General features: G+C 53.3%; 23 protein-coding genes, 7 tRNA genes and 1 other RNA gene. 19 read left to right on the plus strand and 12 right to left on the minus strand.

Annotation, left to right across the window (positions count from 1 at the left end; translation table 11 throughout):
• Positions 1-169 precede the first annotated feature (169 nt).
• The gene (fadL, locus tag EKN83_RS02010) at positions 170-1,492 is read left to right on the plus strand and encodes a long-chain fatty acid transporter FadL (RefSeq protein WP_032672454.1); all 1,323 of its coding nucleotides are present in this window, start codon (positions 170-172) and stop codon (positions 1,490-1,492) included.
• Positions 1,493-1,536: 44 nt separating this feature from the next.
• Here the strand turns inward: fadL and mlaA are convergent, their stop codons facing one another.
• Complete coding sequence (gene mlaA / locus EKN83_RS02015) at positions 1,537-2,289, minus strand: phospholipid-binding lipoprotein MlaA (protein WP_126800234.1); 753 nt, start codon at positions 2,287-2,289, stop codon at positions 1,537-1,539.
• A 315-nt stretch (positions 2,290-2,604) separates the two neighbouring features.
• Between mlaA and EKN83_RS02020 the strand changes: the two genes are divergently transcribed.
• Positions 2,605-3,534 carry a formate/nitrite transporter family protein gene (locus tag EKN83_RS02020; RefSeq protein WP_126800235.1) on the plus strand — a complete coding sequence of 310 codons (930 nt, stop codon included), beginning with the start codon at positions 2,605-2,607 and terminating at the stop codon, positions 3,532-3,534.
• A 75-nt stretch (positions 3,535-3,609) separates the two neighbouring features.
• Positions 3,610-3,684: transfer RNA gene (locus tag EKN83_RS02025), tRNA-Arg, on the plus strand.
• Here the strand turns inward: EKN83_RS02025 and EKN83_RS02030 are convergent.
• Positions 3,644-4,315: a helix-turn-helix domain-containing protein gene (locus EKN83_RS02030; protein ID WP_071994035.1), complete on the minus strand. Its 672-nt coding sequence runs from the start codon at positions 4,313-4,315 to the stop codon at positions 3,644-3,646. The genes EKN83_RS02025 and EKN83_RS02030 overlap by 41 nt on opposite strands.
• 178 nt (positions 4,316-4,493) lie before the next feature.
• Positions 4,494-4,631, minus strand: coding sequence for a hypothetical protein (locus EKN83_RS23320; RefSeq protein WP_154219997.1), 138 nt, complete (start codon positions 4,629-4,631; stop codon positions 4,494-4,496).
• 12 nt (positions 4,632-4,643) lie between these two features.
• Between EKN83_RS23320 and lpxP the strand changes: the two genes are divergently transcribed.
• Entirely contained in the window at positions 4,644-5,564 is a 921-nt protein-coding gene (gene lpxP / locus EKN83_RS02035; RefSeq protein ID WP_025757136.1) for a kdo(2)-lipid IV(A) palmitoleoyltransferase, read from the plus strand.
• Positions 5,565-5,922: 358 nt separating this feature from the next.
• Complete coding sequence (ypdK, locus tag EKN83_RS02045; protein WP_099458937.1) at positions 5,923-5,994, plus strand: membrane protein YpdK; 72 nt, start codon at positions 5,923-5,925, stop codon at positions 5,992-5,994.
• Between the two features lie 52 nt (positions 5,995-6,046).
• Here the strand turns inward: ypdK and alaC are convergent, their stop codons facing one another.
• On the minus strand, positions 6,047-7,285 hold the full coding sequence (alaC, locus tag EKN83_RS02050) for an alanine transaminase (protein WP_025757135.1): 1,239 nt from the start codon (positions 7,283-7,285) through the stop codon (positions 6,047-6,049).
• Positions 7,286-7,671: 386 nt separating this feature from the next.
• On the opposite strand from alaC, the gene EKN83_RS02060 reads away from it, so the two are divergent.
• Both EKN83_RS02060 and EKN83_RS02065 read left to right on the plus strand, forming a co-directional pair.
• Entirely contained in the window at positions 7,672-9,378 is a 1,707-nt protein-coding gene (locus tag EKN83_RS02060; protein WP_045285805.1) for a sensor histidine kinase, read from the plus strand.
• Between the two features lies 1 nt (position 9,379).
• Positions 9,380-10,111: a LytR/AlgR family response regulator transcription factor gene (locus tag EKN83_RS02065; RefSeq protein ID WP_126800237.1), complete on the plus strand. Its 732-nt coding sequence runs from the start codon at positions 9,380-9,382 to the stop codon at positions 10,109-10,111.
• Positions 10,112-10,143: 32 nt separating this feature from the next.
• Here EKN83_RS02065 and glk read toward each other — a convergent pair whose 3' ends face one another.
• Positions 10,144-11,109, minus strand: a complete 966-nt coding sequence (gene glk, locus EKN83_RS02070) for a glucokinase (protein ID WP_025758756.1) — start codon at positions 11,107-11,109, stop codon at positions 10,144-10,146.
• Positions 11,110-11,315: 206 nt separating this feature from the next.
• Here glk and EKN83_RS02075 point away from each other — a divergent pair, with 206 nt between their 5' ends.
• Positions 11,316-12,551 (plus strand): ion channel protein, encoded by a 1,236-nt coding sequence (locus EKN83_RS02075; RefSeq protein WP_126800238.1) that lies wholly within the window; start codon positions 11,316-11,318, stop codon positions 12,549-12,551.
• On the opposite strand, the gene ipdC is transcribed toward EKN83_RS02075, so the two are convergent.
• Positions 12,552-14,210, minus strand: coding sequence for an indolepyruvate decarboxylase (ipdC, locus tag EKN83_RS02080; protein WP_126800239.1), 1,659 nt, complete (start codon positions 14,208-14,210; stop codon positions 12,552-12,554).
• 186 nt (positions 14,211-14,396) lie between these two features.
• Here ipdC and mgrA point away from each other — a divergent pair, with 186 nt between their 5' ends.
• Together mgrA and EKN83_RS02090 are read left to right on the plus strand one after the other, a co-directional pair.
• Positions 14,397-15,395, plus strand: coding sequence for an L-glyceraldehyde 3-phosphate reductase (gene mgrA, locus EKN83_RS02085; protein ID WP_025758758.1), 999 nt, complete (start codon positions 14,397-14,399; stop codon positions 15,393-15,395).
• A 126-nt stretch (positions 15,396-15,521) separates the two neighbouring features.
• Positions 15,522-15,872, plus strand: coding sequence for a DUF2502 domain-containing protein (locus EKN83_RS02090; protein ID WP_025758759.1), 351 nt, complete (start codon positions 15,522-15,524; stop codon positions 15,870-15,872).
• Between the two features lie 29 nt (positions 15,873-15,901).
• Here EKN83_RS02090 and EKN83_RS02095 read toward each other — a convergent pair whose 3' ends face one another.
• A complete protein-coding gene (locus EKN83_RS02095) occupies positions 15,902-17,140 on the minus strand; it encodes an Nramp family divalent metal transporter (protein ID WP_126800240.1) in 1,239 nt (412 codons plus the stop codon).
• Positions 17,141-17,489: 349 nt separating this feature from the next.
• On the opposite strand from EKN83_RS02095, the gene EKN83_RS02100 reads away from it, so the two are divergent.
• The gene (locus tag EKN83_RS02100) at positions 17,490-18,677 is read left to right on the plus strand and encodes a NupC/NupG family nucleoside CNT transporter (RefSeq protein ID WP_126800241.1); all 1,188 of its coding nucleotides are present in this window, start codon (positions 17,490-17,492) and stop codon (positions 18,675-18,677) included.
• Positions 18,678-18,721: 44 nt separating this feature from the next.
• On the opposite strand, the gene EKN83_RS02105 is transcribed toward EKN83_RS02100, so the two are convergent.
• The 3 genes from EKN83_RS02105 to EKN83_RS02115 form a co-directional block, all read right to left on the minus strand.
• Positions 18,722-20,911: an EAL domain-containing protein gene (locus EKN83_RS02105; RefSeq protein WP_126800242.1), complete on the minus strand. Its 2,190-nt coding sequence runs from the start codon at positions 20,909-20,911 to the stop codon at positions 18,722-18,724.
• Between the two features lie 214 nt (positions 20,912-21,125).
• Positions 21,126-21,201: transfer RNA gene (locus tag EKN83_RS02110), tRNA-Ala, on the minus strand.
• Positions 21,202-21,242: 41 nt separating this feature from the next.
• A tRNA-Ala gene (locus tag EKN83_RS02115) sits at positions 21,243-21,318 on the minus strand.
• 217 nt (positions 21,319-21,535) lie between these two features.
• Between EKN83_RS02115 and EKN83_RS02120 the strand changes: the two genes are divergently transcribed.
• Entirely contained in the window at positions 21,536-21,904 is a 369-nt protein-coding gene (locus EKN83_RS02120) for a YfeC-like transcriptional regulator (RefSeq protein ID WP_045285814.1), read from the plus strand.
• Positions 21,900-22,292, plus strand: a complete 393-nt coding sequence (locus tag EKN83_RS02125) for a YfeC-like transcriptional regulator (RefSeq protein WP_200895911.1) — start codon at positions 21,900-21,902, stop codon at positions 22,290-22,292. Before EKN83_RS02120 ends, EKN83_RS02125 begins: the two co-directional genes overlap by 5 nt.
• 45 nt (positions 22,293-22,337) lie before the next feature.
• Here the strand turns inward: EKN83_RS02125 and gltX are convergent, their stop codons facing one another.
• Positions 22,338-23,753 (minus strand): glutamate--tRNA ligase, encoded by a 1,416-nt coding sequence (gene gltX / locus EKN83_RS02130; RefSeq protein ID WP_088244323.1) that lies wholly within the window; start codon positions 23,751-23,753, stop codon positions 22,338-22,340.
• 258 nt (positions 23,754-24,011) lie between these two features.
• On the opposite strand from gltX, the gene EKN83_RS02135 reads away from it, so the two are divergent.
• The 6 genes from EKN83_RS02135 (at position 24,012) to EKN83_RS02160 (ending at position 25,012) form a co-directional block, all read left to right on the plus strand.
• Positions 24,012-24,087 (plus strand) — tRNA-Val (locus EKN83_RS02135).
• A 42-nt stretch (positions 24,088-24,129) separates the two neighbouring features.
• Positions 24,130-24,205, plus strand: a tRNA-Val gene (locus EKN83_RS02140).
• Positions 24,206-24,234: 29 nt separating this feature from the next.
• Positions 24,235-24,310 (plus strand) — tRNA-Val (locus tag EKN83_RS02145).
• 4 nt (positions 24,311-24,314) lie between these two features.
• Positions 24,315-24,390, plus strand: a tRNA-Lys gene (locus tag EKN83_RS02150).
• Between the two features lie 29 nt (positions 24,391-24,419).
• Positions 24,420-24,547, plus strand: a non-coding RNA gene (locus EKN83_RS02155) — RtT sRNA.
• 126 nt (positions 24,548-24,673) lie between these two features.
• Complete coding sequence (locus tag EKN83_RS02160) at positions 24,674-25,012, plus strand: FlxA-like family protein (protein WP_025758767.1); 339 nt, start codon at positions 24,674-24,676, stop codon at positions 25,010-25,012.
• Here the strand turns inward: EKN83_RS02160 and EKN83_RS02165 are convergent.
• Positions 25,009-25,944, minus strand: a complete 936-nt coding sequence (locus EKN83_RS02165; RefSeq protein ID WP_045286553.1) for a LysR family transcriptional regulator — start codon at positions 25,942-25,944, stop codon at positions 25,009-25,011. The genes EKN83_RS02160 and EKN83_RS02165 overlap by 4 nt on opposite strands.
• Positions 25,945-25,999 lie beyond the last annotated feature (55 nt).

Genomic DNA, 25,999 nt, shown 5'->3' on the forward strand with positions numbered 1-25,999 from the left:
GAAACATGTTTGAAAATATTAATAAACAAACTTGCAACATTCATGCTGGTCGGACCTATACTCACGCCACTGGTCTGATTTGTCTGTCATACCTCAGACCCTACACTTCGCGCTCCTGTTACGGTATGTAACAATTATTGAATAAAAATAACTCAATGAGGTTATGGTCATGAGCCAGAAAACCCTGTTCAACAAAACTGCGCTGGCAGTCGCAGTGGCAATCGTCTCTACTTCCGCCTGGTCAGCGGGCTTTCAGTTAAACGAATTTTCTTCCTCTGGCCTTGGCCGCGCGTATTCAGGGGAAGGTGCTATTGCTGATGATGCGGGTAACGCGAGTCGTAACCCGGCATTGATCATGATGTTTGATCGTCCAACCTTCTCCGCCGGGGCGATTTTCGTTGACCCGGGCGTTGATATTACGGGCCGTTCTCCTACCGGTGCCAGCCTGAATTCAGATAACATCGCGCCAACGGCGTGGGTGCCAAACCTGCATTTCGTGGCGCCTATAAATGACCAGTTTGGTTGGGGTGCCTCCGTGACCTCTAACTACGGTTTAGCGACCGAGTTTGGTGATAACTACGCAGCAGGTGCCTACGGTGGTAAAACTGACCTTGAAACCCTGAACCTGAACCTGAGTGGCGCTTACCGTCTGGACAGCCACTGGAGCTTCGGCGTGGGCTTTGATGCGGTGTACGCCAAAGCGAAAATCGAGCGCTATGCAGGTGATCTGGGCAAAATCGTCGCGGGTTCAGGCGCACTGCCACCACCACTGGCGCAGCAAGTTGCGGGCATTCCGGCAGACACCCAGATTGCTTATCTGAAGGGTGACGAATGGGGCTTCGGCTGGAACGCCGGTATCCTGTACGAACTCGATAAGAACAACCGCTACGGCTTTACCTACCGTTCCGAAGTAAAAATCGACTTTGATGGCGATTACAAGAGCAGCCTGCCTTCCGCCTATAACCAGATCCTCGGCAACTTCGGCCTGCCGTTGGGTACCAACGGCAGTACCACGGGTGGTTCTCTGAGCCTGCACCTGCCGGAAATGTGGGAGCTGTCCGGTTATAACCGCGTGGCACCGCAGTGGGCGATCCACTATAGCCTGACCTACACCAGCTGGAGCCAGTTCCAGGAGCTGAAGGCGACCAACAGCAAGGGCGACACGCTCTTCTATAAAGATGAAAGCTTCCGCGACGCTTACCGCATCGCGCTGGGGACCACCTACTATATGGATGATAACTGGACGTTCCGTACCGGTATTGCCTTCGATGACAGCCCGGTTCCTGCCGACAAGCGCTCGATCTCTATTCCGGATCAGGACCGTTTCTGGCTGAGCGCAGGTGCGACCTATGCCTTCAATAAGGATGCCTCAATTGACGCCGGTATCTCTTATATGCACGGTCAAAAAGTTTCCTTCAAAGAAGGTCCGTATGAGTTCTCTTCCGAAGGTAAAGCCTGGCTGTATGGTATGAACTTCAACTACGCGTTCTAATCGCGCAGGAATTGAAAAAGGTGAGCATCGCTCACCTTTTTTATTTACTCCGAATCGATATCTTTTAGTTCGTTCTCGATCGCCTTCGCGTTTGGATTCTCTTCCGGTTTCAGCTTACCGCCGTTAGCAATAAAGTCATGATTCTGGAAGTACGCTTCACGCACCATAATGTACGGGTCAGAAGACTGACGCAGCAGACCGTCGGAGTCGAGCAGTTGCGCGCGGGTTTCAATCCCTTCCACCGTCCATTTACCCACCGACAGCGGCCAGGTCAGCCACGACAGGACCGGATACAGCGTATCCACCATATCGCCGCCATCATCACGGAGAGTAAAGCTGCCGTAGAACGGTAATTGCACGTAGGGACCATACCCGACGCCATAATGTCCCAGCGTGCTGCCGAAACGGTGCGGCTGTTCACGCTGCAGTTTCGGGTTAGCCATGCCGGCAACATCGATAAAGCCCCCCATCCCCAATATGGAGTTCAGGAAGAAGCGAGTAAAGTGGACCATCCCCTGATACGGGTCACCCTGCAGGAAGTAGTTCACCATAACCGCAGGCTCTTCGAGGTTGCTGGTAAAGTTACTTAACCCATTACGCGCAGGTTGTGGAACATAATCACGCCATGCTACAGCTACCGGACGAACCACATACGGGTCCAGCACGTTGTAGTTGAAGTTATACATTGAACGGTTAAATCCTTCGAGAGGATCGGAGCGTCCCGTTTGCTCCCCGGAGCTGGCGCAGCCCACAAGCATCGTCGCGACCAGCGCAAGCGCCGACAGCCGAAGTTTCATAAAAATCTCCCTGTTCAGTATGGCTATCATTGATTGCCATCCGTAACGGAGCCGTTGACGCTCCGTCTGTAAACGTGCAAGCGATTGTAACAGCACGTTTACCGATGTCTATGAGCACAATTACGGGCAGTAACCACCGTGACTCTGATCTCAGCATAGCCTGGCTTTTGGAATTCGTTTCGCTGGCAATTTTATAATGTCTTTGAAAGAGATGTATCACCTTTGTTGTCATTGCCACCAATTTAAGACCATCCCCACAGGCATCCGGATAAAAGCCGCTACGCTTTAAAGAAAGATCAACCTCCGGGAGCAGATATGAAAGAAGTGGGTGAAGAAAAAATTGGCGAGAGTAAAGAGGAGATTGAAATTGAAAGCGAGGAGAAAGCGCGCGGCGAGAAGATAGAAATTGACGAAGATCGCCTCCCTTCCCGCGCGATGGCCATCCACGAACATATACGCCAGGATGGCGAAAAAGAGATGGAGCGCGATGCCATGGCCCTCTTCTGGTCGGCTATCGCTGCGGGTCTGTCAATGGGGGCATCCCTGCTCGCAAAAGGGATATTTCATGTTCAGCTGGAAGGTGTGCCCGGGGGCTTTTTACTGGAGAACCTCGGCTATACCTTTGGCTTTATTATCGTCATTATGGCTCGCCAGCAGTTGTTTACCGAAAACACGGTCACCGCCGTTCTGCCGGTGATGCAAAACCCTACCCTCGGCAATTTCGGTCTGTTAATGCGTCTGTGGAGCGTGGTGCTGCTGGGCAACATCATCGGTACCGGCATCGCGGCCTGGGCGTTTGAATATATGCCCATTTTTGATGAACCCACCCGGGACGCATTTGTGAAAATCGGTATGGACGTGATGAAAAACACGCCCGCCGAAATGTTCTCAAACGCCATCATCTCCGGCTGGATTATCGCCACGATGGTCTGGATGTTTCCTTCTGCCGGTAGCGCAAAAATTGTGGTGATCATCCTGATGACCTGGCTGATCGCGCTGGCCGACACCACGCACATTGTGGTCGGTACCGTGGAGATCCTCTATCTGGTCTTTAACGGTACGCTGCACTGGAGCGATTTTTTCTGGCCGTTCGCACTGCCGACGCTGGCGGGAAATATCTGCGGCGGGACGTTTATCTTCGCGCTGTTAAGCCATGCTCAAATCCGTAACGACATGTCTAACAAACGCAAAGCTGAGCGTAAGGCGCGGGAAAATGATGATAAATCGACAAAAAAATCGACCTGAATGGTGACTCTTTGAGCAGTCAGGCGGCGATGCGCTTAACGCAAAGTGTAAATAACGCTATACTCGTGCCGCCTCGTCCCCTTAGTTAAATGGATATAACGAGCCCCTCCTAAGGGCTAGTTGCAGGTTCGATTCCTGCAGGGGACACCATCTTTTCCGCACAACGATAAACCGGCACGCGCCGTGTCGTTCCGGTCAGATTGTCAAATACCTCTGTTTCAGCCGTTGCAATCCTCATCCCCGACTTTCTCAGACGCGACACCTCGGCGGCAATCCTCTGGATGCCAAACCAGAAAAGCGCATCCAGGGCGGTTACGTCCAGCCCGCTCAGCAGCGCCCGCTTCAGACGTTCGACGGGAGACTTAATCTCTTTCGCAATAAGTAAAAAAGGTTCCGCGGTCTGCCGGGCCGCCCCCAGTCGCCGGATACGGGTAGACAGACGGTACTGAAAACTTTCCGGAACGTCGCTCAGATCGGTTTTCACGCTCCAGACACAGCCGAAGCGTTTCCCGTTAAACAGGACATTTTTCTGGCTGAGCTGGAGCTCATGACGCAGTCCAGCAATTAACTGGGGCGTGCGAACAAGCAGCAAGCGGAATGGCAGCTCAAAGCTGGTCACGTAATCGACATTGAGCAAAGCAATACGCAAGCGCTCCTCTGCCCCGGCTTTACTCTCCCTGCACTCGCGCAAAACATCACTCCACTGCTCTGTAAGGCGAGGGGATTCATTTACTTCCGTAAAACTGTACTTTTCAATCTGATAATCGATCCGCTCAGTCACCCGGTTATTCCTGTCAGTTACGTTGTCGTCCTAAAACAGACTTTACCAGCCTCCATTGTTACGCTCCAGAGCTGACGCAAGACAATGTTGAGAACGATAAAAACTGCAAAATCAAGCACCTTTCATTCTGCCGCTTTTTTAATCAAAAACGAGTAATAGCACATATCGTATAACGGTGCTACATTACGCCGCCCACCCAAATCAGCAGTGGCCAGGTAACGCCGTAAAGTTCGGTAAAGCCTGCAACCATCACCTTGAAGAACGGTCTTATCGGCACGTCGTATCGCAAACTCTGCGCTACCTTTACAGGCTTCATATAGGTTTCACTATTTTGTCTCAATCCAAATTTCAACGTGCGTTCTTACACCCGCGTTACTGGTTTACCTGGTTTGGTCTTGGCGTTCTCTGGCTGCTGGTTCAGCTTCCCTACCCCGTTCTGCGTTTGCTGGGGTCGAAGCTGGGCAGCGCATCCCGCTATTTCCTGAAACGTCGCGAATCCATCGCGCGTAAAAATATTGAGCTTTGCTTTCCACAGTACAATGCCGAGGAACGCGAGAAGCTCATCGCTGAAAACTTCAAGTCTATCGGCATGGCCTTGCTTGAAACCGGTATGGCCTGGTTCTGGCCGGATGAACGTGTCCGTAAATGGTTTGACGTGGAAGGGCTGGATAACCTTAAACACGCGCAGATGCAAAAACGCGGCGTAATGGTTGTTGGCGTTCATTTTATGTCGCTGGAGCTGGGTGGCCGCGTGATGGGACTTTGTCAGCCCATGATGGCCACTTATCGTCCTCACAACAGTCCGCTGATGGAGTGGGTACAGACGCGTGGCCGCATGCGTTCCAATAAGGCGATGATCAGCCGTAACAACCTGCGCGGTATGGTCGGAGCGCTGAAGAAAGGTGAGGCTGTCTGGTTCGCCCCCGATCAGGATTATGGACGCAAGGGAAGCAGCTTCGCACCGTTCTTTGCGGTTAAAGACGTTGCGACGACCAACGGCACCTTTGTGATTTCGCGTCTGTCGGGCGCCTCCATGCTGACCGTGACCATGGTGAGAAAAGCGGATAATTCAGGCTACCGTCTGCACATCTCTCCTGAAATGGCTAACTATCCACAAAACGAGTGCGAAGCCGCGGCGTTTATCAATAAAGTCATTGAAACTGAAATCATGCGTGCGCCAGAGCAGTATCTCTGGATGCATCGTCGATTCAAAACGCGTCCTCTTGGCGAAGCCTCGCTCTATATTTGATCGCTTTATAAAGGTTAGTTTCGCTAAGAAACTAACCTTTTCAAACACCTGTCATCACACCGCACTCCCCGCGTTCATTGCGTCGCTCAAAGTGATTTTATTGCGCGGCGAAATCAAACTGTCGCCGTTCCACGACACCCGTAACTATCGGAATTTATTTAAAAAAATCCCTCTTGCCACCCCCCATTTTTAGGCGTACATTAGCGCCGTCTGGCATCAGGAAAGCACAGAATTCTGAACTGGAGTTGGCGGCGTAACGGGAAAATTCTCATTTCCGTTTTGACCGGATTTCAGTTCTCTATAATCAGGTGGACTCTGTTTTTAAATGCGTACCACAAGATACGCGGAGCGATGAAACGTGAAATATTTCTTTATGGGCATTTCGGTGATTGTTTTAGTCTGGGCCGGAACCTTCGCCCTGATGATCTAGTGAAGAACATGCTGTCAAAAAAACAGGAGCCATTGGCTCCTGTTTTTTTATGTCATGACGACGCGGGGGTTTCAGCAACGCTCTTTGAGGAGAGTAGACCGTCGGCGCGGAACATACTCTTGATGCCTCTTACCGCCTGACGAATACGGTCGCTGTTTTCAATCAGGGCAAATCGCACATGGGTATCGCCATAATCACCAAAGCCAATGCCCGGTGACACACAGACCTTTGCATCCTGGAGCAGTTTTTTGGCAAACTCCAGCGACCCCATCGCCGCATACGGCTCCGGAATTTTAGCCCAGACGTACATGGACGCTTTCGGCATTTCTACCATCCAGCCCGCTTCATGTAACCCTTTGACCAGCACGTCGCGACGGCGCTTATACTGGGCAGCAATATCATGAACACATTGCTGATCGCCTTCCAGGGCAGCGATAGCCGCAACCTGTAGCGGCGTGAAGGTGCCGTAATCGTGGTAACTCTTAATGCGCGCCAGTGCACTCACCAGCGTTTTGTTACCCACCATAAAGCCAATACGCCAGCCCGCCATGTTGTAGCTTTTCGACAGGGTGAAGAACTCTACCGCCACGTCACGCGCGCCCGGGACCTGCATAATGGATGGCGCTTTCCAGCCATCATAGACGATGTCAGCATAGGCTAAATCGTGCACCACCAGCACGTCATAACGCTTCGCCAGCGCAACCACTTTCTCGAAGAAATCGAGCTCCACGCACTGAGCCGTTGGGTTCGACGGGAAACCGAGGATCATCATCTTGGGTTTCGGATAGCTTTCGCGAATCGCACGTTCCAGTTCGTTAAAGAAATCGACACCTTCCACCAGCGGCACCGAACGGACCTGCGCCCCGGCAATCACCGCGCCGTAGATGTGGATTGGGTAGCTGGGATTCGGTACCAGCACCGTATCGCCATGATCCAGGGTAGCCAGCATCAGGTGTGCCAGCCCCTCTTTCGAGCCGATGGTCACAATGGCTTCACTTTCAGGATCGATATCAACCTGATAGCGATCCTGATACCAGCGCGAGATCGCGCGACGTAACCGAGGAATACCGCGAGACGTAGAGTACCCATGAGTATCCGGACGCTGCGCTACCGTGCAGAGTTTCTCTACAATGTGCGCTGGCGTTGGGCCATCAGGGTTACCCATACTGAAATCGATAATATCTTCGCCGCGCCGACGTGCAGCCATCTTCAGTTCAGCGGTGATATTGAAAACATAAGGGGGGAGACGATCGATACGCGTAAAACGGCGTTCAGGACTGAATTCAGCCATAGATTCCTCAGATTAACGTTAGCGCCCGGACCGTCCGAGCGACGCTGCCACTGATGTGGCGTGTTTAGAAAATAACCTGAAAAAATTCATGCTGTCGAGAGGGAAATGAAAAAAAAGCGTTCGCACAAAAACCGGAACATTGCTGTGGCTAAAAGCGGAAGCCTTTGTTTCAGGTCTGTCGTTCTGATAGCTGTTATTTAACACAATGATATCAAAACAGTTACCTGACGCCGGCCCAATAATCGCAAGTCAGGACGCGTCAATCCTCACCCGATAATCCCCTTTGCAAATTATGGTTTTTCCTCATTTGATAAACCTGACGGATAGCTGGTCAATACGCGCCAGGTTTTTTATCATGGTTCTTTCCCGTTTTCCCAGGTCTGCTCGTGCACGAAATATTCACTATGCTGCTGGCGGTATTTGACCGTGCGGCATTAATGCTGATTTGCCTGTTCTTCCTTATTCGCATTCGCCTGTTCCGCGAGCTGTTGCACAAGTCTGCACACTCGCCTAAGGAGCTGCTGGCCGTTACCGCCATCTTTTCGCTGTTCGCCCTGTTCAGCACCTGGTCCGGCGTGCCGGTAGAGGGCTCGCTGGTTAACGTGCGCATTATCGCCGTGATGTCAGGCGGAATTTTGTTTGGCCCGTGGGTGGGCGTTATCACCGGTCTGATTGCCGGAACCCATCGCTACCTGATTGATATCGGCGGCGTAACGGCGGTGCCGTGCTTTATCACCAGCATTATCGCCGGGATACTGTCCGGCTGGATCAGCCGCAAAATCCCGAAAAAACAGCGCTGGCGCGCCGGGATTGTCGCGGGCATGGTGTGTGAAACGCTGACCATGATCCTGGTGGTCGTCTGGGCCCCCACCACCGCGCTGGGGCTGGATATCGTCTCGAAAATCGGTATTCCTATGATCCTCGGCAGCGTCTGCATCGGTTTTATCGTGCTGCTGGTGCAGAGCGTTGAAGGGGAAAAAGAGGCCAGTGCCGCGCGTCAGGCCAAGCTGGCGCTGGATATTGCCAACAAAACGCTGCCGCTTTTCCGCCACGTGAATGCCCAATCGCTGCGTCAGGTCTGTGAGATTATCCGCCACGACATTCATGCCGATGCCGTCGCCATCACCAATACCGACCACGTGCTGGCCTACGTCGGCGTGGGGGAGCACAACTATCGCGACAATGATGACACCATCAGCCCTACCACCAGGCAGGCGATCAACTACGGTAAAATCATCATCAAAAACAATGATGAAGCACACCGAACGCCGGAAATACACTCCATGCTGGTGATCCCGCTGTGGGAGAAAGGTGTCGTAACGGGCACGCTGAAAATTTATTACTGTCACGCGCATCAGATCACCTCCTCGCTGCAGGAGATGGCCATTGGCCTGTCGCAGATTATCTCCACCCAACTTGAGGTCTCGCGGGCAGAACAGCTGCGTGAAATGGCAAATAAGGCAGAGCTGCGCGCGTTGCAGAGCAAAATCAATCCTCATTTCCTGTTTAACGCCCTGAATGCCATCTCCTCTTCCATACGTCTTAATCCGGACACCGCCCGCCAGCTGATTTTCAACCTGTCGCGCTACCTGCGTTACAACATCGAGTTGAAAGATGACGAGCAGATCGACATCAAAAAAGAGCTGTATCAGATCAAAGACTACATCGCGATTGAGCAGGCCCGCTTTGGCGACAAACTCACGGTTATTTACGATATTGATGAAGAGGTCAACTGCGTGATCCCAAGCCTGCTTATTCAGCCGCTGGTCGAGAACGCGATTGTTCACGGTATTCAGCCCTGTAAAGGCAAAGGCGTTGTGACCATCAGCGTCACCGAAAGCGGTAACCGCGTGCGCATTGCCGTGCGCGATACCGGCCACGGGATTGATCCAAAGGTCATTGAGCGCGTGGAGTCTAACGAGATGCCCGGAAATAAAATCGGCCTGCTGAATGTGCACCACCGGGTGAAACTGCTTTATGGCGATGGACTGCATATTCACCGTCTTGAACCAGGCACCGAAATTGCCTTTTACGTCCCGAATGAACGCACTCCCGTTCATACATCACCATCACTGTTACCGTTGGGTGAGTAATATGAAAGTCATCATCGTAGAAGATGAAATTCTGGCTCAACAGGAGCTAAGCTGGCTTATCAAAACCCACAGCCGGATGGAGATTGTGGGCACCTTTGATGATGGTCTGGACGTGCTGAAGTTTCTGCAGCATAACCGGGTCGACGCCATTTTCCTGGATATCAATATCCCGTCGCTGGACGGCGTATTGCTGGCGCAGAACATCAATCAGTTTGCCCATAAGCCGTTTATTGTTTTCGTCACCGCCTGGAAAGAGCACGCCGTGGAGGCCTTCGAGCTGGAGGCGTTTGACTATATCCTCAAGCCTTACCAGGAGTCGCGGATAGTCAGCATGCTGCAAAAACTGGAAGCCGCATGGCAGCAGCAGAGCGCCCCCGCCACCGCCAGCCCAACGGTGCGGGAAAACGACACCATCAACCTGGTGAAAGACGAGCGCATCATCGTGACGCCGGTCAACGATATCTATTACGCTGAAGCCCATGAAAAAATGACGTTTGTCTATACGCGGCGGGAATCGTACGTGATGGCGATGAATATCACCGAGTTTTGCAGCAAGCTGCCGGCGGCACACTTTTTCCGCTGTCACCGGTCGTTCTGTGTGAATTTAAACAAGATCCGCGAGATCGAACCGTGGTTTAACAACACCTATATTTGGCGCTTAAAGGATCTGGATTTTCAGGTGCCGGTGAGCCGCAGCAAGGTGAAAGAGTTCCGTCAGCTGATGCATCTGTAAAAGCCCCTCTCCCGGGGGAGAGGGCTGTGTCGTCAGAGGATTTGACCGAGAACCTGACGCAGGTGGGCACCCGCGCCAAGCAGGCCAGGGTTGTCATGCACAATAAGATAAACAGGAATGTCCTGTACGTAGCTTCTGAAACGCCCTTTATCTTCAAACCCGCCGCGGAAGCCGGATGCTTTGAAGAACTCCAGGAAGCGCGGCACGATGCCGCCGGCAATGTAAACGCCACCAAAGGTGCCCAGCGTCAGCGCCAGGTTGCCGCCGAACCGCCCCATGATCACACAGAACAGCGACAGCGCGCGACGGCAGTCAATGCAGCTATCAGCCAGCGCCCGTTCGGTAACGTCTTTCGGCTGCAGATTTTCCGGCAGACGGCCATCCGATTTCACGATCGCCCGGTACAGATTCACCAGCCCCGGACCGGAGAGGACGCGCTCGGCAGAAACGTGGCCGATCTCCGCACGTAACTCTTCGAGGATAATCCCCTCTTCTTCACTGTTTGGCGCAAAGTCCACGTGGCCGCCTTCACCCGGCAGGCTCACCCAGCGCTGAGCCACATGCACCAGATGCGAAACGCCCAGGCCCGTACCAGCCCCGTAAACCGCAATCGGCTTGCCTTCGACCGGTTCGGCGCCGCCAAACTGGATCAGATGCTCAGGCTTCAGCATCGGGATCGCCATGGAGACCGCGGTGAAGTCGTTGATGATTTCAAGATGCGCAAAACCGAGGTTTTTTTTCATCTCAGCGATGGAGAATGCCCAGGTATGGTTGGTCATGGCGACCCAGTCACCGGTTATCGGGCAGGCAATCGCGATGCAGCCATCTTCGACGCTGACCTGATGCTCTTCCAGATAGACGCGGACAACGGCCTCAAGGGAGGGATAATCCAGCCCCGAGTAGGTTTTCGCCCGGGAAATTTCACCGCTACTTACATCGCACAATGCGAGGCGTGCGTTCGTGCCGCCCACATCACCTACCAAAGCATACTTTGTCATTCTTCTACTGCTCCGCTAAAGTCAGAATAAATCTTTTGGGACACTGTAAATTCAAGGCGTGATAACAACAACGACCGGAAGGTGAATGCCCGTGGATTATCGATCTTCGTCACAGAATAACTTTACCGTTTCAGCACCTTTTGCACTATTGCCATAAGGCTTAATGTGCAAAGTAACGTCATTGCGTTTTGTACAAGGAAATCATCATGCTCCACCCGCGAGCCAGAACCATGCTGTTGCTGGCCATTCCGGCGTTAATCATTGGTGTGGTCTCAAGTCTGGTGCTCATTGTCGTGATGAAAGTCGCGTCGGTGCTGCAAACCATGTTATGGACGGCGCTTCCAGTAAAACTGGGGGTCGCCGCCGATTCGCCTGCGTGGATCGTCATCATGTTAACGCTGACCGGTGTTGCGGTAGGCCTGGTGATCCGTTTCAGCCCCGGGCATGCCGGGCCTGACCCGGCGCAGGAGCCTCTGATTGGTGCCCCGGTGCCCCCTTCAGCGCTGCCAGGGCTTATTATTGCCTTGATTATGGGCCTGGCAGGCGGCGTCAGCCTGGGCCCTGAGCATCCCATCATGGCGGTCAATATTGGGATGGCGGTGTTCCTCGGTTCACGCATTTTGCCTCGCGTAAGCGCGCTGGACTGGACCATTCTCGCCTCCGCAGGCACCATCGGGGCGCTTTTCGGCACGCCTGTTGCCGCCGCGCTGATCTTTTCTCAGACGCTCAGCAGCAATAATGATGTTCCGCTCTGGGATAAACTCTTCGCCCCGCTGATGGCCGCCGCCGCCGGGGCGTTGACGACCAGCCTGTTTTTCCATCCCCATTTTTCACTCTCCCTGCCCCACTATGGCCAGATGCAGATCGCCGATATTTTCAGTGGTGCCATCGTGGTCGCCATTGCCATCGCACTGGGAATGGTGGCGGTATGGTGCCTTCCACGCCTGCACCGTCTGGTGCATAAGCTCAAACACCCGGTGTTGATTCTGGGAACCGGCGGTTTGATTCTCGGTGTTTTAGGGGCCATCGGCGGGACGGTAACGCTGTTTAAAGGTCTGGATGAAATGCAGCAGCTGGCTTTCAGCCAGGTGTTTAGCGTATCCGATTATCTGCTGTTTGCGCTGATAAAACTCGCCGCGCTGGTGGTGGCTGCTGCCTGTGGTTTCCGCGGTGGACGCATCTTCCCTGCGGTGTTTATCGGCGTTGCGCTGGGGCTGATGCTGCATGAACATGTCGATGCCGTACCGGCGGCGATTACCGTCTCCTGTTCGATTCTGGGACTGGTGCTGGTGGTGACGCGCGATGCCTGGCTGAGTCTGTTTATGGCCGCCGTGGTAGTGCCGGATACTACCCTTATCCCGTTACTGTGCATCGTGATGTTGCCCGCCTGGCTCCTGCTGGCGGGCAAACCGATGATGATGGCCTGGCGAAACGACAGGTAATCAGGCGCTATTGCGCGCCTCCAGCGCCCTGGTAATCGCCCCCAGCAGCGGCGGGATGTCCGCTTTCGGCAGCATCACTTCAACCAGCGAGAGCCGCTCGTGGTGCGCCACTTTTTCGAGGACGTCCGCCAGTTCCTCCGCTTGACTGACCCGCCAGCACTGGGCCTGAGGATCAAGGCTCAGTGCCTGCGGAATTTGCGTCCAGTTCCAGAGCGCAATGTCGTTATACCGCTGCTCAGGTCCGTGGATCGCCCTTTCCACCGTGTACCCTTCGTTGTTAAGCACCAGAATGATGGGGTGCTGTTTATCCCGCAGCATCGAGCCGAGCTCCTGAATGGTGAGCTGCGCCGCGCCATCTCCGGTCAGCACGATTACGCGCCGGTTCGGGCAGGCCGTTTGCGCACCAAATGCCGCCGCCAGCGTGTAGCCAATCGACCCCCACAGCGGCTGAACGATAAAATTCACGTCTGCCGGAAGGCGAAGATCGATCGCGCCGAAGGCCGACGTCCCCTGATCGGCAAGAATGATGTCCCCCGGGCGAATAAACGTCTGTAGCGTTCTCCAGAAATTCTCCTGCGTCAGAGAGCCGTCCGGCTGCGGGTAGGCCATCGCGCTTTGAGACGACGGTGCAGGCGTGCCGTGTACGTGCTGCTTGCACAGGTCCACCAGCGTCTCAATCGCCTGATGCATAGAAATGCCGGTAAACCAGACATCACCGACGCGGGCGGCATGAGGCTGGACTTCAATGGTTTGCGCCGGGGTTAACTGGTGGGTGAAGCCAGCGGTCAGGGTATCGGTAAATCGCGTCCCGATGCACAGCACCGTGTCCGCCCCTTCAATGGCCTCTTTCACCGCGCCGGCGCTCGCCGAACCGCTGTACGTACCGTAAAAACCCGCGTGACGTTCGTCAAAAATGCCCTTACCCATCAGCATGGTGGCGTGCGCCATCGGCACGTCTTTGACCCACTTCTGCAGGGCATGTTTCAGGCCATGGCGCAGGACAAGGAAATCAGCCAGCAGCGCGGTACGCTTGCTCATGGCCAGCTTGTTCTCGGCGGCATCGCGGAACGCCTTCAGGCAGGCACTATCGGCATGCGCATGTCTGAGAGTGAGAGCGTTTACAGGCGGGGTGGCAGCCTTTTTAGCCACATCAGCAGGCAGCATCAGGTAGCCTGGGCGGCGCTCCCGGAGCATGGTGGTCAGTACCCGGTCGATCTCATAACAGGCGTTTTGTTCGGTCAGGATCGCCTGGGCGGCAGTGATCGGCTCGCTCATATGGTAAAAGTGACGGAACTCGCCATCACCCAGCGTATGGTGCAGCAGTTCCCCTCGTTGCTGCGACGCCGTCCCCGGCGCGCCCACAATATGTAATACCGGAACGTGCTCAGCATAGCTGCCAGCGATGCCGTTCATGGCGCTTAACTCTCCTACGCCGAACGTCGTCAGCAGCGCGGCGAAGCCCTTACATCGGGCATAGCCGTCAGCGGCATAAGAGGCGTTTAATTCATTGGCACAGCCCACCCAACAGATATCCGGGCTGTCTATCACGTGGTCGAGAAACTGCAGGTTGTAGTCGCCTGGCACGCCAAACAGATGATCGGCTCCACACTCTGTAAGACGGTCCAGCAGGTAATCGGCGACGCAGTATGGGGTACGCATGAACAGGTATCCTTCTAATGTTGACCTCACTTTGAGTATTAAAGAAGCGTGATGACTGTCCAGAATCGGCAGTAAGAAGAGCATGGAAAGAATGCTTTACAAAAAAGGCTGCGCTATGCTGTTTTTTTTTCAGGTAAATGTAAACGCATACACTGATTCTTCTCTTCAGCGCCAGAGGTCACCAGAATGGGTTATCAGCCGGACCAAAATCGTTATCAGACAATGGAATATCGCCGCTGCGGACGTAGCGGGCTTTCGTTGCCCGCCATCTCACTTGGGCTGTGGCATAATTTTGGCGACGCCACGCTGTTGGAAAACAGCCGTCAACTTTTACAGCGTGCGTTCGATTTGGGCATTACGCATTTCGACCTTGCCAACAACTATGGTCCGCCACCCGGATCCGCCGAACGTAATTTCGGCCGTATTTTGCAGGAAGATTTCCTGCCCTGGCGTGATGAGCTCATTATCTCAACCAAAGCCGGTTATACGATGTGGGAAGGCCCTTACGGCGACTGGGGGTCACGTAAATATCTGCTGGCAAGCCTCGATCAAAGTCTGAAGCGCATGGGGCTGGAGTATGTGGATATCTTCTATCACCACCGTCCAGACCCCCAAACACCGCTGCAGGAAACCATGAAAGCGCTTGACCATGTGGTGCGTCAGGGAAAAGCCTTGTATGTCGGGTTATCCAACTACCCGGCTGTTCTGGCTCGCAAGGCGATTGATATCCTCAACGATCTCGGTACGCCCTGCCTTATCCACCAGCCAAAATACTCCATGTTTGAACGTGCGCCGGAAGCGGGGCTGCTGGAGGTGCTGCAGGAAAAAGGGGTCGGCTGCATTCCCTTCTCGCCGCTCGCCGGCGGGCAACTGACCAACCGCTATCTGAATGGTATTCCCGCAGATTCACGCGCGGCAAGCGACAGTAAGTTCCTTAATCCTGAGCAGATCACCGAAGAGAAACTGGAAACGGTAAGAAAGCTCAATGCCATGGCGGAAGGCCGTGGTCAGAAGCTCTCGCAGATGGCGCTGGCCTGGATATTACGCCACGAGGCGGTCACGTCTGTTCTTATTGGTGCCAGTAAAACCACACAGATAGAGGATGCGGTGGGCATGCTTAAGAATCGCCATTTCAGCGCAGAAGAGCTGGCTACCATTGACGGGATCCTGAACGGCTCAAAATAGATACGCTTTTAGCAAAAAGTGCTATCACTTCTGAATTCGGAGTTGAGGCGATGAAACGAGTCTTTACCAACTCGTAAAATTGCGTTAACAGGCCCCACAAGGCCCCGATCGTGAAGGAGAAAGAGTATGTTCAGGTCACTGATTCTTGCAGCGGTATTACTGGCTTCGGCCCCGCTGGTCGCCACTGCTGGCGAAATCACCCTGTTGCCATCAGTAAAATTACAAATTGGCGATCGTGACGACTACGGCAGATACTGGGACGGTGGCTACTGGCGCGACCGTGATTACTGGCATCGTCACTATGAGTGGCGCGGCGATCGCTGGTGGAAACATGACAACGGCAGACACCGTGGGTGGTATAAAGACAACGCCTATGAGCGCGGCTACCGTGAAGGCTGGAATGACCGTGATGACCGCCGCGGCGGTTGGGGTCGCGGAAAAGGCCATGGTCACGGCCACGGTCATGGCCGTCACTAATCTAAAAAGGAGCCTCCCGGCTCCTTTTTTTATAACCCTAGTGCCGTCCCTATCAACAACCACAGGTTCAGCGCGACCACCACAACCACAATAGCCCACCCGATCCTTTTCACCAGCGTTGAGTTAACCAGTTCACCCATCAGGGTTTTGTTGCTGGTAAAGATCAGCAGCGGCACCAGCGCCAGCGCAATCCCAAAACTCAACAGCACCTGGCTCATCACTAAAATTCGCGTAGGATCGAGCCCCATCAGAATCACGATAAATGACGGCAGCATGGTGACAGTACGACGCACCCACAACGGAATATGGAACCGGACAAACCCCTGCATGACCACCTGGCCTGCCAGGGTGCCCACAACGGTGGAAGAGAGACCGGCAGCCACCAGGCTCAGCCCAAATATCGTCGCGGCAGCATGGCTCAGTAACGGCTCCAGGGTGAGATAAGCCTGGTCGAGATCGGCAATGCCGGTATGGCCGTTAAAGTGGAAAGCGGCAGCGGCGGTCGCCATCATCGCCAGATTCACAAACCCGGCGATGGTCATGGCGATGGCCACATCCCATTTTGTCGCAGAGTAACGCTCTTTCCGCGTCCCGCCATGCAGATGCTGCGTTAATGAGGAGTGAAGGTAAATCACATGCGGCATGATGGTCGCGCCCAGCACCCCGGCGGCGAGGAACACCGCTTCCGAGGTTGGCAAATCTGGGATCAACATCCCTTTACCGAGCTGCGCCAGATTCGGCTGGGAGAAAATCAGCTCGACAATATACGCCGCCGCGACAAACAGCAGCAGACCGCCGATGACCTTCTCCAGCGGTTTTTGACCGCGACGCTGCAGCATCAGGATCAGGAACGTGGCGATCCCGGTCAGCACCGCCCCCTGCAGCAGCGACACGCCCAGAATCAGTTTGAACCCGATAGCCGCGCCGATAAATTCAGCGAGGTCCGTTGCCATGGCGATGATTTCTGCCTGCACCCAGTAAAGCCAGACGGCCGGGCGCGGGTAGTGGTCGCGAATTTGCTCCGCCAGGTTTTTACCGGTGGCAATGCCCAGTTTTGCGGAGAGCATTTGAATCAGCATCGCCATCAGGTTCGCCCAGACGACCACCCACAGCAGTTTATAGCCGAAGCTGGCCCCGGCCTGAATATTGGTCGCAAAGTTACCTGGATCGATATAGCCAATGGCAGCGATGAACGCAGGTCCCATTAATGCGAACCGCAACTTGCGCGCTGCTCTGCCACTGCTACCCTCTACGCGACTGTTTGTCATGTCTGCCTCTGAAATATAGCCTTTGCTATGTTTAATGCTACCAAAATGAGAATGATTATCAAGATCATTTATGACGTTTACAGTGATTTCTCTGATAGCTTTGAACGATAGACGGGCGGGTAATCGGGGGCGATCTAACAGAAACTGAAATCGCGCGCTCTTTTGTGAAGACTAGCACACAAACTTAACTTTTCACTCATTTACCTAACATAACGAAAATGTATTGTGGATCACTATTTTTGAGACTCGTCACAGGATGTAACTATAGTGTGCCCTTGATCTCGTTTTCTTTTCCCTTGTTACATAGAATGTGCACGAAAATTAAACCTGCCTCATATTTGGAGCAAATATGGACCGCGTCCTTCATTTTGTCCTGGCACTTGTTGTCGTTACTGCACTCGCATTGCTGGTCAGCACAGACCGCAAAAAAATTCGTATTCGTTATGTTGTCCAACTGCTGGTCATTGAAGTTTTACTTGCGTGGTTCTTCCTGAACTCCAACGTAGGCCTTGGCTTCGTGAAAGGCTTCTCCGAAATGTTCGAAAAACTGCTCGGATTCGCCAATGAAGGAACGAACTTTGTCTTCGGTAAGATGAACGATGAAGGTCTGGCATTCTTCTTCCTGAAGGTACTGTGCCCTATCGTCTTCATCTCTGCGCTGATCGGTATTCTGCAGCACATCCGTGTTCTGCCGTTTGTGATTCGTGGCATTGGTTTCCTGTTATCCAAAGTCAACGGCATGGGTAAGCTGGAATCGTTCAACGCCGTGAGCTCCCTAATCCTCGGTCAGTCTGAGAACTTCATCGCGTATAAAGATATTCTCGGCAAGATGTCCCGCAACCGCATGTACACCATGGCGGCCACCGCAATGTCTACCGTATCCATGTCGATCGTGGGCGCGTATATGACCATGCTGGAGCCAAAATACGTGGTTGCTGCGCTGGTTCTGAACATGTTCAGCACCTTTATTGTTCTGTCGCTGATCAACCCGTACCGCGTTGACGCCAGCGAAGAGAACATCCAGATGTCAAACCTGCACGAAGGTCAGAGCTTCTTCGAAATGCTGGGTGAATATATTCTGGCTGGTTTCAAAGTGGCGATTATCGTTGCCGCCATGCTGATCGGCTTTATTGCACTGATTTCTGCACTGAACGCCCTGTTCGCCGCGGTGCTGGGTATCTCCTTCCAGGGCATTCTGGGCTACATCTTCTACCCGGTTGCATGGGTGATGGGTGTTCCTGCTCAGGAAGCGCTGCAGGTGGGCAGTATCATGGCGACCAAACTGGTTTCTAACGAATTCGTTGCGATGATGGATCTGCAGAAAATTGCCAGCACGCTTTCTCCACGCGCGGAAGGCATTCTGTCCGTGTTCCTGGTCTCCTTCGCGAACTTCTCGTCTATCGGTATCATCGCTGGTGCGATTAAAGGTCTGAACGAAGAACAGGGTAACGTGGTTTCTCGCTTCGGCCTGAAACTGGTTTACGGCTCTACCCTGGTGAGCGTTCTGTCTGCGTCTATCGCAGCACTGGTACTGTAACCTTTACTGTTAAACAAAAAACCGGGAGCCTGCTCCCGGTTTTTTTATGCCCGTAACTCTTCCAGCGGTCTGGGTTTACCGATCAGATAGCCCTGCAGATAATCCACACCGCAGCGAAGCAGCATCTCCCGCTGCGCCGGTGTTTCGACGTATTCCGCAACGACGCACAGTGATTTGGTCTTCGCCAGATTACACATTGACTGCACGATCATCGCATCCATGTCATCTGTACAAATATCTTTCACAAAACAGCCGTCAATTTTAATGATGTCCGCCTGCAGACGTCGCAGACGCTCATAGTTAGCATAGCCGGTACCAAAATCATCAATCGCAATCCGGAAACCGTAATCCCGCAGTTGCTGAATATTGTTGATGCTGCTGCCTGAATTTGAGAAAGCCTGTTCCTCCGTAATTTCAATCACGACAGCCTGCGGCGCGACGCCATACCGTTCAAAGAGCGCACAAATCTCGCCAGCGACCTCTTTTTGCATCAGCGTCAGCGGCATCAGATTGACCGAGAAGCGGGCACCGGCCTGCGTTTCAGGATTGGCGCGCAGCCACAACAGTAGCTTTTCCATAATGCACATATCAAACCGATGGCTCAGGTTAAACTGGGCAATCAATGGAATAAAGCGATCGGGGGTAATGATCTCCCCTTCACTTTCCATGCGCGCCAGGATCTCGTTGTACCCACTACCATCCGCCTTCTGGATGGGCTGCGCGTATAAATGGAACTGCCCTGCATCCAGCGCATGCTTAATCCGCGCGAGCATGAGTACGCGTTCGGTCGTTTGCCCTGATGCCGCTTCCAGGCTGTTAGTGAGCGCAAGCACGTTGTGCGCGCCACAGGCCTGCTCTGCCAGCCAGCTCAACTGGCCCAGCGTGTGATGCAGCTTTTCGCCGTTTTCGACCATTCCCCAGGATGCGCCAAATTCAATATCCAGCCCGGTGTTGTTCCAGAAAATCTTACTGCTGTTGAGCCGGTCGACCATAGTCTGAAGGCGTTCAGCAATGTCTGACCCGAGCAATACCAGCACCAGCTCGCTTCCGGGCAACTGGAAGATCATCTCATCCTTCTGCAAAAGCGGCTGAAGCGACGTGGCAATCGTTCGTTTGCAATGCACCCGCATGAGGATCCCGTAGTGGCGGCTCAAAAACTCCAGGTTGTCCATGCGCAGAATGCACACTTTAGCAGCCGGGTGGATCTCAAGATAATCCTCCAGCGCACGAATATTGGGCAAACCGGTTAACGGGTCGGTGAGCGCCCTTCCCTGCCAGCCCCGCTTCAGCCACTCGCTGCGCTGGTAAATGCGCGACATATACAGCAGACAGATGGCGAAAGAGATCAGCACGGAGAGGATGAAGGAGAGCGAATGGCCCGACTCCACCCCGTTAAGGAAGTTGTAGTTGTAGTTCAACAGCAGGAGCGCTGATGTGGCCCAAAGCAGAGAGATAAGCGCGTAGGTCAGGCGACTTATCGCTAGCGTAAAAAGAATAAAAATCAGCGGCATTAAATAGCCCGCAATGACGGGAGATTCAAAAGGCCCACATAAAATGACGAGAATGAAACTTAACAGTATTAGCCAGACGAAAATATATAATGAATTCTTGTGTAAAAACACCGGCCTCACGCTTCGCCGCCAGAAGGTCACGGCATAACGAGGATTAATTATCATTCTTAATGGGTAATAGAACATCATGGTAAAAATCAGCGCTGCGCATATCAGGCTTTGGATGTCCACTACGTTATAAATTACCGTGCCTTCGCCGAAAAAGGTTGAAATAGTCAGCGGGAAATCAAATAAATAGCCTGCCATATACATCGACAGCTTAATGCCTACCGGCACGATAAAACCGAGCCAGAAGATACGTAATCCGATATGCTTGTTAGGGATGCAGTAGCGCCAGCGTTTACCCAGTATAAGACGCAGCACGCCGCACGCTGCGAACAACGCAAAGGTCTGACAAAACAGTAATACTGAATATTGTAGCGGTGCTAAATTAACATAAAATAAATTAGTGACAGTAAAACCTAACAATATGGGAAGAATGGCCCTGCGCCCAAATAGCAAAATAATCGCCAGCATAACGCTTAGCGGTAACCATGCTAAATAAACGTCGTGACCATTAACCATTGCGCGGGGAGAAAGATAACGGGAGACAGGTACCGCAATCAGGCATAGCGCCAGGGCAATTATAAATATCTTTACGTTATTGTAAGTTTTTCTATTCATTAAGCAGGGACGTATATTATCCGTTCGTATCATTGACCGGATGGATAATATGTTTATTAATTGCGCGAATCAAGTTCAAGTCTATTTATGGACTGGTTTATTGATGTCGATTGAGGTGAGAGACAGAAATACCTCTATTTGATAACAAAAGAAGGTAATGGACATAACAAACAGATAAAAAAAACCCTCGTCATTTGACGAGGGTTTACAATTTTGGTGGAGCTAAGCGGGATCGAACCGCTGACCTCTTGCATGCCATGCAAGCGCTCTCCCAGCTGAGCTATAGCCCCACATGTGACTTTACTGACCGCACTCTGTTGGGTTCAGAGTTTGGTGGAGCTAAGCGGGATCGAACCGCTGACCTCTTGCATGCCATGCAAGCGCTCTCCCAGCTGAGCTATAGCCCCATCGTAAAGCTGTCATGTTGACGGGCGGCATAATATGAATTCCGCTGCGGAGTGTCAACGGCAAAATCAATACCCGCCGTTCAATCGCCGAAAAATCATGCAAATGAATCACTTTGCGAGCCTGCTCGCAGTCATGAGTTAAGCCTGTCACGTTTTCGTCTAAAACGGTGCTATAAAATGAACCGTTAATTGACCCCACAAATATTCAGGAAATTGCATGATCAAGGAACGAATGACGCCAGAAGAGTTAGCCCTCCTCACTGGCTATAGCCGCCAGACCATCAATAAATGGGTACGCAAAGAGGGTTGGATTACATCGCCAAAACCGGGAGTCCAGGGCGGGAAAGCGCGTCTGGTGCATGTGAACGAAAAAGTGCGTGACTTTATTCGCAGTGCACGACGGGCAACTGAAACGCCCGAGCTGCCCGAAGGCGCCAGCCACGACAGTTCGCTTCATACCCTGCTCCTGACGCTGGCCAACGAAATGACGCCGGAAGAACAGAAACAGATGACATCGCTGTTACTGCGGGAAGGGATTACCGGATTGCTGCAACGTTTAGGGATTCGCGATCGGAATGAATATTAAAAATTTACCTGGCAAAATGACCACGGAAGAACTGGCGCTAATTTTGGGGGTTGCCAGGCAAACGGTTAATCGCTGGATACGCCAGCAGGCGTGGAAAACCGAAGGGCTCAACGGTGTGAAAGGCGGTCGGGCGAGGCTTATTCATGTTGATGCACGCGTGAAAGACTATATTAAGCGCCTCCCGGCGATCCGGAGCCGTCAGGCGGTTTACCATCTCGCGGAGGCCACCACCGCATATCATAGCTCCCCTACAAGCCTGCGCCCGGGCATTATTGAGACGCTGGAGAATATGACTGAGCTGGAGCAGAAGCGTCTGGAAGACTTTTTGAAACGCGAAGGGATACGCGGCTTTCTTACGCGCCTGGATATTGCTGAACACAATGCATAAAAAAAACGGCAGGTTACCCTGCCGTTCTTCTTTTCGGGGACGTCATTACTGCTGGTTTTCACGCTCGGCGATAAAGTCCAGCGCCTTGTTAATGCGCGCCACGCTGCGTGACTTGCCGATAGCATGGACAGTCACATCCAGCGCCGGAGACTGGCCTGCACCGGTCACCGCAACGCGCAGTGGCATACCCACTTTACCCATGCCCACTTCCAGCTCGTCTGCCGTCGCCTGAATGGCATGATGCACATTCTCAGCGGTCCACTCGGTGAGTGCGGCAAGCTTGTCACGTACCACTTCCAGCGGCTGACGCGCAACAGGGCGGAGATGTTTCTTCGCGGCGTCGGCGTCAAACTCATCAAACTCTTCATAGAAGTAGCGGCAGCTTTCAGCAATCTCTTTCAGCGTCTTGCAGCGCTCGCCGAGCAGTCTCACCAGATCTGCCAGTTCAGGGCCGGTGCGGGTATCAATATTTGCCTGCTCAATGTGCCACTGCAGGTACGTCGCCACATATTCTGGCTGCATGGTATTGATGTAATGGTGGTTCAGCCACAGCAGTTTGTCGGTGTTGAACGCGCTCGCCGATTTACTCACAGAACTCAGAGAGAACAGTTCGATCATCTCTTCGCGGCTGAAGATCTCCTGGTCACCATGAGCCCAGCCCAGACGCACCAGATAGTTCAGCAGTGCTTCCGGCAGGTAGCCGTCGTCGCGGTACTGCATAACGCTTACCGCACCGTGACGTTTAGACAGTTTTTTCCCGTCGTCGCCGTTGATCATCGAAACGTGCGCATAGACAGGCACAGGTGCGTTCAGTGCTTTCAGGATGTTGATCTGACGTGGCGTGTTGTTGATATGGTCTTCACCACGAACAACGTGGGTAATTTCCATATCCCAGTCGTCAACCACAACGCAGAAGTTATACGTTGGAGAACCGTCGGTACGGCGGATGATCAGGTCATCCAGCTCCTGGTTGCTGAATTCGATCGGACCACGGATCTGGTCGTCGAAGATCACAGAGCCCTCTTGCGGGTTAGCAAAACGCACCACGCAAGGCTCATCAGCGGCATGTTCGCTGTGGTCGTGACGGCAACGGCCGTCATAGCGTGGCTTTTCACCGTTTGCCATCTGCTCTTCACGCAGCGCATCCAGACGCTCTTTGGAGCAGTAGCATTTATACGCTGTGCCCGCGACCAGCATCTCATCAATGACAGCGTTATAGCGGTCAAAGCGTTTAGTCTGGAAGTAAGGACCTTCATCCCACTCCAGATTCAGCCAGTTCATCCCATCCATAATGGCTTCAATTGCTTCTGGCGTGGAGCGCTCAAGATCGGTGTCTTCAATACGCAGCACGAACTCACCTTTGTTGTGGCGTGCAAAGAGCCAGGAATAGAGAGCAGTACGAGCACCACCGACGTGCAGATAGCCTGTCGGGCTCGGCGCGAAGCGAGTTTTGATTTTCATGAAATGGCCTTACGTTATAAAGATGCCGGTAATCGGCAAATCCCGGGGAAAAAACGATGGGCAATATTCTATCACTGTGGGGGGATTCCTCAATGTTGATCCCTTTATCGTGAAGGAGTTTGCGATTTTTGTTTAGAAATCATGCGCCACTGCCCGTTTCGCGATCGTTTTGTCTAATTTTACGACGAACGAATAAAAACTTTAGAAAATGCGTTGACTCATTTTCAACTCTCCCTATAATGCGACTCCACACAGCGGGGGTGATTAGCTCAGTTGGTAGAGCATCTCCTTTACACGGAGGGGGTCGGCGGTTCGAGCCCGTCATCACCCACCATCTACTTTACGTAGACTCGCAGTGTAGATAAGCATTGAGATTGGGCGATTAGCTCAGTTGGTAGAGCATCTCCTTTACACGGAGGGGGTCGGCGGTTCGAGCCCGTCATCGCCCACCATTCTCACCTTATCGCAGCAGTTCCGAAATGGGCGATTAGCTCAGTTGGTAGAGCATCTCCTTTACACGGAGGGGGTCGGCGGTTCGAGCCCGTCATCGCCCACCATTTCGGGTCGTTAGCTCAGTTGGTAGAGCAGTTGACTTTTAATCAATTGGTCGCAGGTTCGAATCCTGCACGACCCACCAATGTAAAAAAGCGCCCTAAAGGCGCTTTTTTGCTATCTGCGATATATATGATTCGAACCTGTTGCAGGTTCGAGCCGAACGTAGTGAGGCACCGGAGCCGTTTTCGGCGACGGCCCGAAGGGCGAGGCGAAGCCGAGTCATCCTGCACGACCCACCAATGTAAAAAAGCGCCCTAAAGGCGCTTTTTTGCTATCTGCGATATAAAAAATGTGAACCTGCCGCATTTTCCTCAAGCTAATCCCGTCGGTGCCGATACCTCTGTTTTATAACGCGAGGAAAAAGTATGACGACCATTCAGGCTTCAACCCAACCTATTCAGACCAGCGGCGGGAGCGGTACTTCCAGCAGTAACGATATCGCCGCGCAAATCAGCCGCATTCTCGATAAGATCAAAAAGCTGACTCAGCAGTTAAAAGAGCTGGCGAACAGCCCCGGCAGCACGGATGAGAAGAAAAAGCAGCAGGAACTGATTCAGACCCAGATCAAAGTGCTGCAGGCGCAGCTCGCCGCGCTGCAGCGCCAGCAGGCGGAAGAGGCGCAGAAGAAGCAGGATCAAAAGCTCGGCAAAGTGGAAGGTGTGAACAGCCCGTCAGACTCGCATCAGATCGATATCTACATCTAATCTTCTGATGCGTTAAACAGTGGGTCGCGTATGCGGGCCTCGGTTAATCGCTGTGCCTGGATACGCACCACTTCCCAAATGGCCTGGGCGGCACCCGAGAGGGAACGATTTTTTCGCCGGACCAGCATCAGCTTTCTCTCCACAACGGGCGTGAGTCGCTTCACAGCCAGCCGGCTTCCCTGCGGCAGGGGAAGCGCCAGAGCCGGCAACACGCTGATCCCGATTCCGGCTTCCACCATCGGAAACAGCGTCGCCGGGTGACCAATTTCCTGTACGATCGTTGCCGTTACGCCCTGATTCACCAGCGCGGAGTCAATCAACGGACGGCTGCCCGAGGCATAGTCCTGTAAAACCAGGTTCGCGCCCTGCAGGCGCTGCCAGCTGACCTCCGGCAAGATTGCCAGCGGATCGTCGTCCCGACAGAGCAGTAAAAAAGGCTCTGAAAGCACGCTCTCACACGTCAGATCGCTCACCTGGCCGGGATCGATAACAATACCGAAATCCACATCTCCCTGGCGGATGCTTTCCAGCACCCACTGCTGCGGCCTGTCATGCAGCACAAAATCGATATCCGGATAACGCTGGTTGCCCTCTGCGATACATTGCGGGATAAGGTGTGCAGAAATTGTCTGGCTGGCTGCGACCCGCACCGTTCCCGAAAGCTGCTGCCCCAGTCTCCCGACGTCTCTGAGCGTGCTGTTCAGTTCATCCAGCAGCCGTTCGAGGCGCAAAGCCAGCTGTTGCCCCGCTTCGGTCAGGACAACCTCGCGCGTGGTACGGTCAAGCAGCCTCACGCCGGTCTGATTCTCCAGCTCTTTCACACTGTGGCTGACCGCCGACTGGCTCAGGCCAATCATCTCCCCTGCCCGACTAAAGCTGCGGGCCTGCGCGACGGTAACGAAAATACGAAGCTGGCGTAACGAGTAATTCATCTGTTTCGTTCATGAATGGATGCAATAAATCAATTTTATTTCTCAAATGGAAAAA

The sequence above is a fragment of the Enterobacter sp. WCHEn090032 genome (assembly GCF_003986875.1).
Taxonomy (GTDB): domain Bacteria; phylum Pseudomonadota; class Gammaproteobacteria; order Enterobacterales; family Enterobacteriaceae; genus Enterobacter; species Enterobacter sichuanensis.

Coding starts and splice junctions, on each gene's coding strand:
- fadL (WP_032672454.1), top strand. CDS start 170: ATGAGCCAGAAAACCCTGTTCAACAAAACTGCGCTGGCAGTCGCAGTG.
- mlaA (WP_126800234.1), bottom strand. CDS start 2,289: ATGAAACTTCGGCTGTCGGCGCTTGCGCTGGTCGCGACGATGCTTGTG.
- EKN83_RS02020 (WP_126800235.1), top strand. CDS start 2,605: ATGAAAGAAGTGGGTGAAGAAAAAATTGGCGAGAGTAAAGAGGAGATT.
- EKN83_RS23320 (WP_154219997.1), bottom strand. CDS start 4,631: ATGAAGCCTGTAAAGGTAGCGCAGAGTTTGCGATACGACGTGCCGATA.
- alaC (WP_025757135.1), bottom strand. CDS start 7,285: ATGGCTGAATTCAGTCCTGAACGCCGTTTTACGCGTATCGATCGTCTC.
- EKN83_RS02065 (WP_126800237.1), top strand. CDS start 9,380: ATGAAAGTCATCATCGTAGAAGATGAAATTCTGGCTCAACAGGAGCTA.
- glk (WP_025758756.1), bottom strand. CDS start 11,109: ATGACAAAGTATGCTTTGGTAGGTGATGTGGGCGGCACGAACGCACGC.
- EKN83_RS02075 (WP_126800238.1), top strand. CDS start 11,316: ATGCTCCACCCGCGAGCCAGAACCATGCTGTTGCTGGCCATTCCGGCG.
- ipdC (WP_126800239.1), bottom strand. CDS start 14,210: ATGCGTACCCCATACTGCGTCGCCGATTACCTGCTGGACCGTCTTACA.
- mgrA (WP_025758758.1), top strand. CDS start 14,397: ATGGGTTATCAGCCGGACCAAAATCGTTATCAGACAATGGAATATCGC.
- EKN83_RS02090 (WP_025758759.1), top strand. CDS start 15,522: ATGTTCAGGTCACTGATTCTTGCAGCGGTATTACTGGCTTCGGCCCCG.
- EKN83_RS02095 (WP_126800240.1), bottom strand. CDS start 17,140: ATGACAAACAGTCGCGTAGAGGGTAGCAGTGGCAGAGCAGCGCGCAAG.
- EKN83_RS02100 (WP_126800241.1), top strand. CDS start 17,490: ATGGACCGCGTCCTTCATTTTGTCCTGGCACTTGTTGTCGTTACTGCA.
- EKN83_RS02105 (WP_126800242.1), bottom strand. CDS start 20,911: ATGAATAGAAAAACTTACAATAACGTAAAGATATTTATAATTGCCCTG.
- EKN83_RS02120 (WP_045285814.1), top strand. CDS start 21,536: ATGATCAAGGAACGAATGACGCCAGAAGAGTTAGCCCTCCTCACTGGC.
- gltX (WP_088244323.1), bottom strand. CDS start 23,753: ATGAAAATCAAAACTCGCTTCGCGCCGAGCCCGACAGGCTATCTGCAC.
- EKN83_RS02160 (WP_025758767.1), top strand. CDS start 24,674: ATGACGACCATTCAGGCTTCAACCCAACCTATTCAGACCAGCGGCGGG.
- EKN83_RS02165 (WP_045286553.1), bottom strand. CDS start 25,944: ATGAATTACTCGTTACGCCAGCTTCGTATTTTCGTTACCGTCGCGCAG.